At 58.5% G+C, this 14,516-nt stretch carries 13 protein-coding genes; 8 read left to right on the top strand and 5 right to left on the bottom strand.

Annotation, left to right across the window (positions count from 1 at the left end; translation table 11 throughout):
- Nucleotides 1-170: 170 nt before the first annotated feature.
- From AC2FLZ_RS01235 to AC2FLZ_RS01225, 3 genes are all read left to right on the top strand, one after another.
- Entirely contained in the window at nucleotides 171-542 is a 372-nt protein-coding gene (locus AC2FLZ_RS01235) for a helix-turn-helix domain-containing protein (protein WP_480475779.1), read from the top strand.
- A 45-nt stretch (nucleotides 543-587) separates the two neighbouring features.
- Nucleotides 588-1,379: a histidinol-phosphatase gene (gene hisN / locus AC2FLZ_RS01230; protein WP_480554032.1), complete on the top strand. Its 792-nt coding sequence runs from the start codon at nucleotides 588-590 to the stop codon at nucleotides 1,377-1,379.
- Nucleotides 1,380-1,493: 114 nt separating this feature from the next.
- A complete protein-coding gene (locus AC2FLZ_RS01225) occupies nucleotides 1,494-2,828 on the top strand; it encodes an 8-oxoguanine deaminase (protein ID WP_496881625.1) in 1,335 nt (444 codons plus the stop codon).
- Here AC2FLZ_RS01225 and guaD read toward each other — a convergent pair.
- Complete coding sequence (gene guaD, locus AC2FLZ_RS01220) at nucleotides 2,825-4,111, bottom strand: guanine deaminase (RefSeq protein ID WP_496881624.1); 1,287 nt, start codon at nucleotides 4,109-4,111, stop codon at nucleotides 2,825-2,827. The genes AC2FLZ_RS01225 and guaD overlap by 4 nt on opposite strands.
- Before the next feature lie 139 nt (nucleotides 4,112-4,250).
- On the opposite strand from guaD, the gene mgtE reads away from it, so the two are divergent.
- A complete protein-coding gene (gene mgtE, locus AC2FLZ_RS01215) occupies nucleotides 4,251-5,645 on the top strand; it encodes a magnesium transporter (RefSeq protein WP_480475787.1) in 1,395 nt (464 codons plus the stop codon).
- Nucleotides 5,642-6,199 (top strand): 5-formyltetrahydrofolate cyclo-ligase, encoded by a 558-nt coding sequence (locus AC2FLZ_RS01210; RefSeq protein ID WP_480475789.1) that lies wholly within the window; start codon nucleotides 5,642-5,644, stop codon nucleotides 6,197-6,199. Before mgtE ends, AC2FLZ_RS01210 begins: the two co-directional genes overlap by 4 nt.
- A 3-nt stretch (nucleotides 6,200-6,202) precedes the next feature.
- Here the strand turns inward: AC2FLZ_RS01210 and AC2FLZ_RS01205 are convergent, their stop codons facing one another.
- Nucleotides 6,203-6,430: a putative hemolysin gene (locus tag AC2FLZ_RS01205; RefSeq protein WP_480475791.1), complete on the bottom strand. Its 228-nt coding sequence runs from the start codon at nucleotides 6,428-6,430 to the stop codon at nucleotides 6,203-6,205.
- Nucleotides 6,431-6,559: 129 nt separating this feature from the next.
- Here AC2FLZ_RS01205 and AC2FLZ_RS01200 point away from each other — a divergent pair, with 129 nt between their 5' ends.
- The 3 genes from AC2FLZ_RS01200 to AC2FLZ_RS01190 all read left to right on the top strand — a co-directional run bounded on the left by AC2FLZ_RS01200 (nucleotide 6,560) and on the right by AC2FLZ_RS01190 (nucleotide 10,075).
- Nucleotides 6,560-7,375, top strand: coding sequence for a TIGR00282 family metallophosphoesterase (locus tag AC2FLZ_RS01200; protein WP_480554035.1), 816 nt, complete (start codon nucleotides 6,560-6,562; stop codon nucleotides 7,373-7,375).
- A gap of 87 nt (nucleotides 7,376-7,462) precedes the next feature.
- A complete protein-coding gene (locus AC2FLZ_RS01195; RefSeq protein WP_480493752.1) occupies nucleotides 7,463-9,241 on the top strand; it encodes an SLC13 family permease in 1,779 nt (592 codons plus the stop codon).
- A gap of 96 nt (nucleotides 9,242-9,337) precedes the next feature.
- On the top strand, nucleotides 9,338-10,075 hold the full coding sequence (locus tag AC2FLZ_RS01190) for an META domain-containing protein (RefSeq protein WP_480554036.1): 738 nt from the start codon (nucleotides 9,338-9,340) through the stop codon (nucleotides 10,073-10,075).
- Nucleotides 10,076-10,088: 13 nt separating this feature from the next.
- Here the strand turns inward: AC2FLZ_RS01190 and AC2FLZ_RS01185 are convergent, their stop codons facing one another.
- From AC2FLZ_RS01185 to AC2FLZ_RS01175, 3 genes are all read right to left on the bottom strand, one after another.
- Nucleotides 10,089-11,750 (bottom strand): FAD-binding dehydrogenase, encoded by a 1,662-nt coding sequence (locus tag AC2FLZ_RS01185; RefSeq protein WP_496881623.1) that lies wholly within the window; start codon nucleotides 11,748-11,750, stop codon nucleotides 10,089-10,091.
- 204 nt (nucleotides 11,751-11,954) lie between these two features.
- Nucleotides 11,955-12,689 carry a glutamine amidotransferase gene (locus tag AC2FLZ_RS01180; protein WP_496813754.1) on the bottom strand — a complete coding sequence of 245 codons (735 nt, stop codon included), beginning with the start codon at nucleotides 12,687-12,689 and terminating at the stop codon, nucleotides 11,955-11,957.
- Nucleotides 12,690-12,705: 16 nt separating this feature from the next.
- On the bottom strand, nucleotides 12,706-14,478 hold the full coding sequence (locus tag AC2FLZ_RS01175) for an SLC13 family permease (protein ID WP_496881622.1): 1,773 nt from the start codon (nucleotides 14,476-14,478) through the stop codon (nucleotides 12,706-12,708).
- Nucleotides 14,479-14,516: the final 38 nt, after the last annotated feature.

The raw sequence follows: 14,516 nt of genomic DNA, 5'->3' as shown, positions 1-14,516 counted from the left end.
CTCAACCAGCTTGAAAAAAAATTCAAAACGGGCAATATAGACTATCAGTGCTGGTAACGGGGGACGGCACAGTCCGGATTAGGGGGCGGTTAAGGAAGCCACTGTTGGTATTGCGATCTCGGACGTCGCTCGATCCCGTACAAATGTGTGTGTAGTAGAGGAGAATACCAATGACTCATCACGTCGATGTCCATGTGGGCAAACGCGTTCGGCATCGCCGCTGGCTGATTGGGATGACCCAGCAACAATTGGCGCAGCAAGTTGGTATCAAGTTTCAGCAAATCCAGAAATATGAGACCGGAGCCAACCGAATCAGCGCGTCCCGCCTGTGGGACATTGCCGAGGCTTTGGACGTACCGGTAAGCTTCTTCTTCGAAGGTCTGGAAGAAGCCGAGAAAAGCAGCTCGGACAAGAAATCTGTTCCAGCTGATCTGATGGGCGATAAAGAAGCCCTGGATCTTGTACGCTCTTACTACGCAATTCCGGAAAACCAGCGCCGCCGCCTGTTTGAACTTGCACGTGTCCTCAGCGACGTCGCCTGATCAGACCGGCTTGACTTTGTCAGGTAATGCCCGCACCAGAGTGCCATGCATCCGGCGAGTTTAAGCGACATTGAAATTGCAGAAGAAATGGCCGAAGCGGCACGCGCGGCCATTCTTCCTTTTTTTCGTCAGACCAATTTGGAAACAGCGAACAAGCTGACCGAAGGGTTTGACCCCGTCACCGCGGCGGATCGGGCCGCCGAAAAAGCCATGCGAGAGGTGCTGTCCCGGTTGCGCCCCGAAGATGGCGTGTTGGGCGAAGAATACGGTGCGCACAAGGGCAGCAGTGGCCGAACCTGGGTTTTGGACCCCATCGACGGCACGCGCGGGTTTATCAGTGGCACACCAACTTGGGGCGTTCTGATCGCGCTCAGCACAGCAGACGGGCCGATCATGGGAGTGATTGATCAGCCCTATATTGGCGAACGCTTTGTCGGATCGACAGCTGGTGCGCACCTTACAGGGCCACTGGGGACCAGTAAGCTGCAAACCCGGGGGACGAAATCTCTGGCGCAGGCGACGCTGTTCACCACTTTTCCTGAAGTCGGCACCCCGGATGACCGGGCCGGGTTTCAGGCCGTATCGGAACAGGTGCAACTGACCCGATATGGAATGGACTGCTACGCTTATGCCTTGTTGGCCGCTGGGCAGGCAGATCTGGTGATCGAAGCAGGGCTGAACTCGTATGACATTCAGGCGCCTATCGCGGTTATTCAGGCGGCAGGCGGAATTGTGACCGATTGGCAAGGTGGCCCAGCGCATGAGGGCGGTAGGGCATTGGCCGCAGCCAACGCAGAGATTCATGCAGAGGCCCTTCAGATCCTGCGTCGGTTCTGAAATTTGTTGTCGCAGATCCCGATGGCGGGTACATAATACACGGTCGGTTCTTAAGCCCGTTTTCCGCCGACCTTCGCACTCCTTGCAAGAGACGGGCAGATGCAGGAGCGCGACATGACAGAAATCCTACTCAAAAACGCTGACCTGATCCTGACGATGGACGAGTCCCGGCAGGAACTCCCCGGGGCTGACATTCTGATCCGCGACGGCCAGATCGCGGGGATCGGGTACGGATTGCAGACACAAGGCGAGGTTCACGATGTTTCGGGCTGTCTGGTGACACCCGGACTGGTGAACACTCATCACCATCTTTACCAAACGTTGACCCGCGCGGTGCCGGGCGGGCAGGACGCATTGCTGTTTGGGTGGCTTCAAACACTTTATCCGATTTGGGCGAAGTTCGGACCAGACGAGATGTTCACCTCGGCCCAGATCGGTTTGGCAGAGCTGGCGCTGTCAGGCTGTACGCTCAGTTCCGATCACCTGTACCTCTACCCCAATGGATCGCGGCTGGAGGACACGACTGCTGCCGCATCCGAGTTGGGGATGCGATTTCACCCGACACGTGGCGCGATGAGCATCGGTGAAAGCGATGGCGGCCTGCCTCCGGACAGCCTGGTGGAAGAAGAAACTGCTATTCTGGACGACATGATCCGCGTCGTGGATGCTTTTCACGATCCGTCCGAAGGGTCGATGTGCCGCGTAGGTCTGGCCCCGTGTTCACCGTTCTCGGTCAGCCGGGACCTGATGCGAGATGCCGCCCTTCTGGCACGGGACAAAGGCGTGATGTTGCATACACATCTGGCTGAAAACGATGAAGATATCGCCTATTCACAGGCTCAGTTCGGCTGTCGGCCCGGTCAGTACGCCGAAGATCTGGGTTGGATCGGCCCGGATGTGTGGCACGCTCATTGCGTCAAGCTGGACGGGGCCGAGATTGACCTGTTTTCGCGTACGAAAACCGGTGTCGCTCATTGCCCATGTTCGAACTGCCGTCTGGGATCAGGCATCGCGCCGGTGCGGGCGATGCGCGATGCGGGGGTAAAGGTCGGCCTCGGCGCTGATGGCTCGGCCAGTAACGACAACGGTAATCTGATGCTTGAGGCCCGGCAGGCACTGCTGTTGCAGCGGGTGGTTAATGGGGCAGATGCGATGTCGGCCCGCGAAGCATTTGAGATTGCAACACGTGGCGGGGCCGATGTGCTGGGGCGTCCTGATTGCGGGCGGCTTATGCCGGGAAAACGCGCGGATGTCGCTGTCTGGGATATGCGCAGTATCGAATGCGCAGGCAGTTGGGACCCGGCAGCACTGCTTCTGGCCGGTCCGATGCAGGTAAAGCACCTGTTTGTAGAAGGCCGCCAGATCGTGCGGGATAGGCATATCACGACGATTGACCTGCCCCGCGTGATTGAGCGTCAAAACAGTCTTGCCAAGGCGTTGCAGGCCTAAGCGGCCTTCCGCCCACCGATCCAGACCTCGGCCACAGCCCGATCATCACCCATCATGATGGTCGGGAAGATTGCCTCCCAAACATCGTTTGCACAAGCCTCGCGCTGGGCGATAGCCGGGGTCGAGGCGAGATCAATCACGACCAGATCCGCCTCCATTCCCGGAGCAATGTTGCCGATGCAATCATCCATCCGCAGGCTGCGCGCCGACCCGACTGTACCCAGCCACAGCAATTGCGCCGGATGCAGGGGGCGCCCGCGCAACTGACCGATTTCATAAGCGGCAGCCATGGTGCGCAGCATTGAAAAACTTGATCCGCCACCGGTGTCGGTGGCCAGACCGATCCGGTGGCCATCGTGGATCAAGCCGTTCATGTCGAACAGACCCGACCCTATGAAGGTGTTCGAGGTGGGGCAGTGGATCAGTGACGCATCAACCTCGCGCAGACGATCGCATTCCCGGTCTTCCAGATGGATGACATGCCCATAAAGTCCGTTCTGCCCCAGCAGCCCGAACTTTTCGTAAGTGTCCAGATAGTCCCGGGCATCGGGGAACAGGGAGCGGACCCACTCGATTTCGTCTGTCTGCTCGCTCAGGTGTGTTTGCATCAGGCAATGGGGATGTTCCGCCCAAAGCGCGCCCATGGCCTCAAGCTGTTCTGGGGTGGACGTGGGCGAAAACCGGGGCGTGATGGCATAGGACAGGCGGTCGACACGGTGCCATTTCTCCAGCAGCGCGGCAGATTGGTCATAGGCTGTCTGGGCCGTGTCCCGAAGGCCTTCAGGCGCATTGCGGTCCATACAGGTCTTGCCCGCGACCACGCGCTGTCCCCGTTGCTGCGCGGCAGTGAAAAAGGCATCCACGCTTTCGGGGTGGATGGTGCAAAAACTGCACATCGTCGTGGTGCCATGGGCGGCAGTCAGATCCAGATAACGGTTGGCGATTTCAGAGGCGTATTCAGGATCACCAAACTTCATCTCTTCGGGGAAGGTGTAGGTGTTCAGCCAGTCGATCAACCGCTTCCCCCAACTGGCGATCATGGCGGTCTGCGGGTAGTGCACATGCGGGTCAACGAAACCCGCAATGATCAGGTGATTGCCATAGTCCTTGATGACGGCATCAGGGTGACGCCGCATCAGCGCATCATACGCGCCGACATCGGCAACGCGTCCTTTGTCAATCACGACGGCTTCGTCCAGCTGGGTCGCTTCTGTTGGCTCTCCGTCAAAGGGTGAGCCTGTGAAACTCAGAACGCGCCCTTTCAAAAGCGTCTTTTGCGCCATTTGCCCTGTTCTCCACCTGTTTGGGACCGCGCTGTAGCATAGGCAGACGAAAGAAGTGGGTAAATCGGCGCATTGTCATTGTTTTCTGGTAGCTGCTTCTTCTATTTAGGGGCCAATCGCCGAAAGAAGGGGGCAGCGCATGACGACAGGCAATAACCAAGCCGAACACGATCTGCCCCAGGACGAAGACGCGTATGCGCTGGATCGCCGTACCGTGGCGGCGATCCTTTATGCGGTTGATGTGGATGATCGTGACAAGCTGATTGAGCTGATGGAGCCGCTGCACGCGGCCGATATCGCTGACCTTTTGGAGCAGATCAATCCTTATGACCGGGCCCGGCTGATCCGGCTCTATGATAAGGAATTTGACGGCGACATCCTGTCTGAACTGGATGAATCGGTTCGCGAGGAAATCATCGCCGTTCTGACCCCCGAGGTTCTGGCGGAAGCCGTGCGCGAGATGGAAAGCGACGACGTCGTTGACCTTCTGGAAGATCTTGAGGAACCGCAGCAGGAAGCCATTCTGGGTGCGCTCGAAGATTCCGAGCGGCTAGCAGCGCAACAGGCGCTTGCTTACCCCGAGAGTTCTGCTGGTCGTTTGATGCAGCGTGAGGTCGTCATGGCCCCCGAGCATTGGACCGTCGGTCAGGCCATCGACTTCATGCGTGCCAATGACGATCTGCCCGAGCAGTTCTATCATGTTGTTCTGGTCGACCCGCGCCTGAAACCAACAGCGCAGGTGACATTGGGCAAGCTGATGGCGTCCCGTCGTGAAGTGCCTTTGCGCGATCTGGCGGAAGAGGAGTTTCACATCATCCCCGTTGATCAGGACGAGGAGGATGTGGCTTATGCCTTCAACCAGTATCACCTGATCTCGGCCCCCGTGGTCGATGCCGACGGGCGTCTGGTTGGTGTGATCACCATCGACGACGCGATGGTTGTTCTGGATGAAGAGCACGAAGAAGACATCCTGCGCCTTGCCGGTGTGAGCGACGAAAGCTCGCTGTCCGACAGTGTGGCGGCCACCAGTCGGCGACGGTTGCCCTGGCTGGCGGTAAACCTGTGCACGGCAATCTGTGCTTCGTTGGTGATCTCACAATTTGCGGCGGCAATTGACCAGCTTGTCGCGCTGGCCATCCTGATGCCGATTGTTGCATCCATGGGGGGCAATGCGGGAACGCAGTCGCTGACCGTTGCAGTGCGCGCACTGGCGACGCGCGACCTGACCAACTCAAACGTGATGCGCGTTATCAGGCGGGAACTGCTGGTGGGCATGTTGAACGGGCTCTGTTTTGCCATTGTACTGGGGACCGTGGGAATGCTGTGGTTCGGTTCACCTTGGCTGGGTGTCGTGATTGGGTCAGCCTTGGTCGTGAACATGATCATCGCGGGCTTTGCAGGTACGGTAGTACCGGTAGTGCTGGATCGTCTGGGAATTGACCCGGCGCTGGCGTCAGGAACCTTTGTGACAACCACAACCGATGTCATGGGGTTCTTCATCTTTCTTGGGCTTGCCAGTGTGGTGCTATTGTGACCGATCTGACTGAAATCAAAGCAGCTGCACGCAAAGCGGCATTTGCGCGCCGCAAGGTCGCGTTCGACACGCGTGTTCCCGGTGCGGCCGGACGTTTGTCCGAGGTTCTGGCGGGTTATCGCGGCGTGCCCTTGTCAGGCTACATGCCAATCCGAACCGAGATCGACCCGGTGTCTGCCATGGCTGAAGCTGCGGCTTATGGACCTGTCGGTGTTCCCGTGATACAAGCCGCTGGAAAACCTCTGAAATTTTCGCGCTGGACGCCAGAAGGACCGCTGAAAGACGGCCCATTCGGTGCCAGAGTGCCCGAGGTTGATGATTATTTCGACCCCGAAATCCTGATTGTGCCGCTGGTGGCTTTTGATGCCAACGGCGGGCGTTTGGGATATGGCGGTGGATTTTATGACCGCACGCTGGAAGGACTGCGAGGCAAGCGCGCGACACTGGCAATCGGTTTCGCTTTTGACGCGCAAGAGGCGCAGAAACTGCCGCTGGAGCCGACCGATCAGCCGCTGAACATGGTTATCACCGAAAGCCGGGTGCTGACGTTCTAAGCCTCATTGCTGAAAGTGGCTGCGTAAATAGTCCCAGGCATCCACCTCGGTACCGTCTTTCAGGATGCAGATACCAAAGACGCTTCCATCTTCGTTCTTCCGAAGTTGGTAAACCCCATCATTCTCGACGCAAAAGGTTGCTGCGGGATTGGGCATGGATGTCTTTGTGCCTTGCGCCATAACACCCGAAGCGACCACAAGGCCGAATGTCAGTATTGCCAATAGCTTCACAACATGTCCTTTTGATTTAAGCGCATGGCTAAGACTTTGCCACGCCTGCATGCAATTTCAAGTTCGGCTCAACTTAAATTTCACGGTTCCGCCTTGTTATTGCCCAGCACAGCACCTACGACCCGGATCATGAGGATTTTGTTTCTTGGTGATGTGATGGGGCGCGCGGGGCGCGCGGCCGTTCAGCAACATTTGCCGCGCCTGCGCGACGAATGGCGGCTGGATTTCGTTGTGGTCAATGGCGAAAACGCGTCGAACGGCATGGGGTTGAGCGGCGATCACGCCAAGCTGCTGCTGGATGCCGGGGCAGATTGCCTGACATTGGGCGACCATGCGTTCGACCAGAAAGACATGCTGCAATATATCGAGAAAGAACAGCGCATCGTGCGCCCGGTGAACTATGCAAAGGGTGCGCCGGGGCGGGGGCACCGGCTGTTTAACGCACCCGGCGGGCGCAAAGTTCTGGTGGTGCAGGTGTTGGGGCAGGTCTTTATGAAACGGCCATTCGACGACCCGTTCTCGGCCATTGAACCTATCCTGAAGTCGCACCCACGGGGTGGACAGGCACAGGCCATCATCGTCGATATGCATTGCGAGGCGACGTCTGAGAAGATGGCCATGGGTCATTATTGCGACAAGCGCGCCAGCCTTGTGGTGGGAACACATACCCATGTACCGACAGCGGATTCGCAGATTCTGCCAGGTGGCACAGCCTATCTGACGGATGCGGGCATGTGCGGCGACTATGACTCGGTCATTGGTATGGACAAGCAGGAACCGATGCGCCGGTTCATAACCGGGATGCCCAAGACCCGGTTTACCCCTGCCATTGGCGAGGCCACGCTGAGCGGAGTTTTCGTCGAAACGGATGATCGCGACGGCCAGGCCAAATCTGTTCGCATGGTGCGCGTTGGTGGACGTTTGGAACAAGCCGGGCCCGATTGACGAACGTCAGGCTTGCCCTGCCACGCGCAATGCGTGAAACTGCATGTCATCAGGCGCTTGGGCCAGGGTTCGGACAGAATACCACGAATGAATTTCCTTTCACTGACAGAGACGGGCAGCGCAATTCTGGCGCTGCTGATTGTTGCGAGCATGTTCGTCATGTTCCTGCGCGAGGTTTATCCGGCCGAGGTCGTGGCCATCGGTGGTGTTTCACTGATGCTGGTCACAGGGATCCTGCCCTATCAAAGCGCGCTGGCGGTCCTGTCCAATCCCGCGCCCTGGACGATTGGGGCAATGTTCATCATCATGGGGGCCTTGGTGCGGACCGGGGCCTTGGACGCCTTTACGTCGACCGCGCAAAGGCAGGCGCAGGTCAACCCGCGTATTGCCATCGGATTGCTGATGGGATTTGTCGTGCTGGCCTCGGCTTTTGTGTCGAACACGCCCGTTGTTGTGGTCATGATCCCGGTTTTTGTTCAAATCGCCCGCACGCTGAACGTACCCGCGTCAAAGCTGCTAATTCCACTCAGTTATGCCGCCATTCTTGGCGGGACACTGACACTGATCGGAACGTCCACCAACCTGCTTGTGGATGGTGTGGCCCGCGCGCAGGGGATGAAAGCTTTTTCGATATTCGAGGTCACGCCGCTGGGGATTGCACTGGTGATCTACGGCATGATCTATCTGCGTTTCATCGCCCCCAGATTGTTGCCCGAGCGGGATAGCATGGCCTCGCTGCTCAGCGATCGGTCCAGAATGAAGTTTTTCACCGAAGCGGTCATTCCGCCCGACAGCAACCTGATCGGGCGTGAAGTGACCGGCGTTCAGTTGTTCAAACGCCCCGGCGTGCGTCTGATCGACGTGGTCCGGGGCGATGAATCGCTGCGGCGCAATCTGAAGGGCGTTGAATTGCAGGTCGGTGACCGCGTGGTTCTGCGCACCGAGATGACCGAACTTCTGAGCCTACAGAGCAACAAAGAGCTGAAGCGTGTGGATCAGGTTTCCGCTGTCGAGACCAAGACCGTCGAGGTGCTGATCACACCCGGATGCCGTTTGGTGGGTCGGACCCTTGGAATGATGCGACTTCGGCGCCGGTATGGTGTCTATGTGCTGGCCGTTCACCGACGCAATCAGAATATCGGTCGCCAGTTGGATGATCTGGTGGTTCGGGTAGGGGATACATTACTGCTGGAGGGCGCCCCGGCAGATATCCAGCGCCTTGCCGCGGACATGGACATGGTGGATGTCAGCCAGCCCTCTGCACGCGCCTTCCGTCGCAGTCATGCACCGATTGCAATTGGCGCGCTGGTCGGGATCGTCGTCTTGGCGGCATTGGGTGTCGCGCCGATCCTGCTGTTGTCGATTGTGGCCGTAGCCGTGGTTCTTCTGACCCGTTGCATCGATGCGGACGAGGCGTTTTCGTTTGTCGAAGGTCGCCTGTTGGCGCTGATCTTCGCGATGCTCGCCATCGGTGCGTCACTGGACAGCTCTGGCGCGGTTTCACTGATTGTCGAGGCCGTGGCACCGGGACTAAGCGCTTTGCCGCCCTTCCTGATCATCTGGGCGATCTATCTGCTGACTTCGGTGCTGACCGAACTGGTTTCCAACAATGCGGTCGCAGTTGTGGTCACGCCTATAGCCATCGGGCTGGCCCAGGCCGTCGGAATGGACCCGCGCCCGTTGGTAGTTGCGGTTATGGTGGCGGCTTCGGCATCCTTTGCAACACCGATCGGGTACCAAACCAACATGATGGTCTACGGCCCTGGCGGCTACAGGTTCACCGATTTCATGAAGGTGGGTGTTCCGCTTAACCTGACGGTCGGATTGTTGGCATCCCTTCTTATTCCATTGATCTGGCCTTTGTGATTTCGGCGCAGAATCGCCACTTTGGCGAAGCACATCTTGCAAAGACCCAAGGGCACACGATCTTTTGCGAAGAGGGTTTGCAAAAGGATTTGACCGATGCAGCATTTGGGTCGCGCAATATGGGCGGGTGCAGCAACTTGGGCAGCTTTAAGCAGTGTCGCTATTGCCGGTATTGTTGAAGGGACCGCAACGTACCGAGAGCGCATTGCACTGCCACCGGACGCAACCCTTTATGTTGAGCTTCAGGATATCTCGCTGGCCGATGCCCCCGCTGTCACTCTTGCCGCGCAACGGTATGCGCTGAGCGGGGTGCCCGCGCAGTTCAAATTGACCTATGACGACGCGCTGATCATCGATGCTCATCGCTATGGCGTGCGGGCTTCAGTGATGCAGGGGCAAAACTTGCTGTTCACCACAGATACTGTGTACCCGGTTCTGACGAATGGGGCAGAGAATGCCGCCGATCTGCTGTTGGTTCAGGTCCAGGGGCAGGGGGCGGCAACGCTGGATAACACCCAATGGACCGCCTCGGGCCTGAATGGTGCGCCTATCGAGACCGAAAAACGCCCTGAGCTTGTCTTTGATCAGGATGGCGTCTTTTCAGGCAGCAGCGGCTGCAACCGGTTCAGTGGTCGGGCCGAGATCTCCGGTAATCGTATTGCGTTTCCTGACAACATGGCGGCAACACTCATGGCTTGCCCACCTCCGTTGGACGCGGTCGAGCGGCAATTCCTGCAAGCCTTGCAAAACGTCACGACCTTCGCGATGCAGGGCAACGCTCTGGCTCTGCTGGATGCGCAGGGCCAGCCGGTGATCAAACTGATGCGCAAGTAACCGGGAAAGTGCGTCAGGCGACAGCCCTTGAACGCCCGGCATTGCGACCGGAAAAGATGCAGCCGCCCAGGAATGTACCCTCCAGCGCGTTGTAGCCGTGATAACCGCCGCCGCCGAATCCGGCGACTTCGCCAGCAGCGAACAGGCCCGGTACGACATTGTCGTCTGATCCAATCATCTGACTGTCCAGATTGGTCTGCAACCCACCCAGAGATTTGCGTGTCAGAATATGCAGCTTGACGGCAATCAGCGGGCCGTTGGCCGGATCCAGAAACTTGTGCGGTTTGGCTGTGCGGATCAGTTTATCTCCGCGGTAATTGCGCGCAGCAAGGATCGCCATCATCTGCGCATCTTTCGAAAAGGGGTTGTCGACCTGCGAATCCCGGGCTTCGATCTGGGCACGCAGTTGAGCCTCGTCTATCGGAGTGTCGCCCAGATGGTTCATGCCATTGACCAGTTCGGTCAGCGTGTTGGCGACAACAAAGTCCTCACCCTTTTCCTTGAACGCCTCAACCGGCGCAGTTGCGCTGGAACCTGACAGAATGCGTTGACGGATAACCTCTTTCCAGCTGCCCGAAGTGAAGTCGGGGTTTTGTTCCGACCCGGACAGCGCAAATTCCTTTTTGATCACCTTCTGGGTCAGAACAAACCAGCTGTATTCATACCCGGTTTTCAGAATCTCACGCAGAGTTCCCAGAGTGTCGAACCCCGGCAGACAGGGCGGTGCCAAGCGGTTGCCCCTGGCGTCAAACCACATTGAGCTTGGTCCGGGCAGGATACGAATGCCGTGGGCGGGCCAGATCGGGTCCCAGTTGCGCACGCCTTCGGTGTAATGCCACATCCGATCACCATTGATGACATGGCCGCCCGCTTTTTCGCTGATTGCGATCATGCGGCCATCGACGTGAAAGGGCACCCCTGCAACCATATCTTCTGGTGGCTCACCCAAACGGTCCCGGGGCCAATTTTGACGCACCATATCAAAATTGCCACCAATACCGCCGGACGTGACGATGATTGACGGGGCATAAACTTCGAACTCGCCAACCTCGTCGCGGTTGGTTTTGCCGCCGCGCTGGGTGGTGTCATCGGCCAGAATTTCTCCGGAAACACCTTTAGCGGTTCCGTTCTGCATGATGATATGGCTGACCTGGTGGCGGAACTTCATCTGGATCAACCCGGCGCTGACATGATCGCGGACGCGTCGGATAAAATGTTCCAGAACGCCGGGGCCGGTGCCCCATGTGATATGAAAGCGCGGGACTGAGTTGCCATGCCCCGTCGCATAAGACCCGCCACGTTCGGCCCAACCAACGACCGGAAACCAGCGCAAGCCCATCTCGTGCAGCCATGGACGCATCTCGCCAGCCGCAAACTCGATATAGGCTTCGGCCCATTTGCGGGGCCACGCGTCTTCGTCACGGTCAAACTGTGCGCTGCCCATCCAGTCGCGCAGCGCCAACTCGTGGCTGTCGCGTATACCCATGCGGCGCTGTTCGGGGGTGTCGACCATGAACAGTCCGCCAAGGCTCCAGAACGCCTGACCACCCAGAAAGCTTTCGGGTTCCTGATCGACAATGATCACCTTCTTGCCCCGGTCGCCCAGTTCCGCCGCAGCGGCCAGCCCGGCCAACCCGGAACCGACGATAATCGCATCTGCAGTATTGTTTGTCATGAACACTCCTTTCAGCGGCGGCGGAACAATGCGGTGAACGGCAGATTCACGGCAGGCAACATGATGCCATGGATGGCCGAAAGCAGGGCCAGCAAAACAAGGCGGCCGGCAATGGCAACCTGGTGATCCGCAATCAACCCCGCGCAAAGTTGCTTCAGATCAGCCTAAGCGAGGCGGAATGGCGCAGGCAACCGCGCCGTTGGGTCACTCGTATCGCTGGACGAAACGGCGCAGGATTTCGCCGGGCTGCGTAACCTCTGCCGAATGGCAGTGGTCGATCAGTTTCTGCGCGTCTTCGGGCGGGAAGTAACCGTGGTTCCTGTAGATGTTGATGCGCTGTTCAAAGTCTTTGGCATCGGCTTCCGGATGGAACTGAGTGGCATATACGTTCCGGCCCCAGCGGATCATCTGAAACGGGCAGGGGTCGGACGCAACAAGGTGAACGCAGCCCTCAGGCAAGGCTTGAACCGCTTCTTTGTGGCCAACAAACGCATCAAAGGTGGCGTCCAATTCTGCGGTCAACGGGTCTTGTTGTCCTTCGGGGGTCAGGCGGCACCTGGACGGTCCCACGGGCTCGCCATACCGGGCTTTGCTGACGTCTCCATCCAAATGCACGGCCAGAATACCAAGGCCATAGCAGCACCCCATGAAGGGGTGATCCAGCGCGGTAATCTGCGGCATCAAACCCAGGATCGCGGCTTCGATCCGCGCATCCGTCGCGGATTTGGTTGCGGGGTCGTCACTGACGCATCCCGGCCCACCGCCTACGATAACCCCCGCATAGTCCGCGACTTTCAGCCCTTCTGGCAGGTCTTCGCAATCCAGACGGATGCGATGCGTGCGTTCGGGCGACAACCCGCTGCGGTTCAGGATCGAAGCATATTCTGCGTCGGAGGCATCCGTTTCAGGGCGCAGTTGCAGGATCAAAAAGCGTTTCATGATCAGCCTTTACCCGTCACAGCGGCCAAAAGACAAGGATGGCGGGGACGGAAACCGCGATGATCAGAGCCTCCAGCGGCAGGCCCATGCGCCAGTAGTCGCCAAAATGATAGCCGCCGGGGCCCAGAACCAGCGTGTTGTTCTTGTGACCGATAGGCGTCAGGAACGCAGCCGAAGCCGCAACGGCAACGGTCATCAGGAAAGGGTCGGGCGACACCCCGAGCGTTTGGGCCATCTGGATGCCCACCGGTGCCGCGACGATGGCGGTGGCGGTGTTGTTCAGTACATCCGACAAGGTCATCGTCACGACCATCAGTACCGTCAGGATCGCCCATGCAGGCAGACCGTCGGTCAGCTGGAGCAGCGCATTGGCAATCAGCTCGGTGCCGCCGGATGTTTCCAAAGCGCTGCCCAGTGGGATCATCGAACCCAGCAGCACGACAACGGGCCATTCGATGTGGTTATAGATCTCCGTGATTGGCATGACCTTGGTCAGCACATAGGCAATGACGACAAGCCCCAATGCGACGGGAAGGTAAATCAACCCGACACTGGCCGCAAAGACGGCAGCGGCAAACAGACCGATGGCCAGCCAAGCCTTGTCGTTTGCCGTCACGTTCAATCCGCGTTCGGCCAGTGGCAGACACCCCAGCCAATCGGTCACATCAGCGCTGCGATCGCGAGGGCAAAGCAGCAGCAGGATGTCTCCCGGTTGAACCTCGGTCTTGCGAACCTGTTCGGTGATCTGACGACCCTGACGCGAGATGCCCATCAGGACGGTACTTTGGCGCCAGGCCAACCCGATACCCTGCGCTGTACGGCCGGCTATGCGCGCGCTTTCGGGAACGACCACTTCGATTACTTCAAGCCCGTCGCCTTCAGCCGTCAGCAGCTCCTGCCGTCGTGTGTCCGAGAAATCCAGTTTCAGCGCAGAACGGAATTCGTCCAGTGCTTCGGGGCGTGCTTCCAGCACCAGCGCGTCGCCGTCGTTCAATGTGGCATGGGTTGACCGGCCATATCGCCGTTTCCCATCCCGGATCAGGCCGATGATAGCCACGTCGGATTTTTCGGCCGTTTCATAAAGTTCGCTGACCCGTTTACCGATATGGGCAGAGCCCGGCGGGATCGTCAGTTCGGCAATGTATTCGGCCAGCACCTCGGATGTTTCTTGTTGCACGCCGCGATTGGGGATCAATCGCCATCCGATCAGCGCGACAAATGCCAGACCGGCAATCGCTGCTATTCCACCGACAGGGGCAAAATCGAACATGTGAAACGGCTCGCCCAGCGTTTCCTGCCGGATCGAAGCGATGATGATATTCGGCGGGGTGCCGATCAGGGTGACCATGCCCCCCAGAATGGTGGCAAAGCTCAGGGGCATCAGGGACAGGCCGGGGGGCCGACCCGCTTTGCGCGCGGTCTGAATATCCACGGGCATCAGCAGGGCAAGCGCCGCGACATTGTTCATGAAGGCCGACAGAATCGCACTGATCCCGCCCATCAGGGCGATATGCGCGCCCAGCCCCCGTGACGCATCAACCAGAGTTCGGGTGATCAGAAATACCGCACCTGACCTGACCAAACCGGCAGAGACTACAAGCACCAGCGCGACGATAATGGTCGCTGGGTGGCCAAAGCCCGCAAAGGCGCCACCCACCGGCACAACACCCAGCACGACACCGATCATAAGCGCGGCAAAAGCCACAAGGTCGTATCGAAACCGACCCCAAAGCAGCATTCCGAAGACAGTGATGAAAAGCGCGAAAAGAATGATCTGATCTGTCGTCATGTCATCACCATACAAGGCGGTGAGGTCGTCGCAAGCCG

Source organism: Ruegeria sp. YKSF131 (assembly GCF_059612645.1).
Note: the sequence above shows the minus strand (reverse complement) of the source record. Positions and strands in the feature narration are given on the sequence as shown.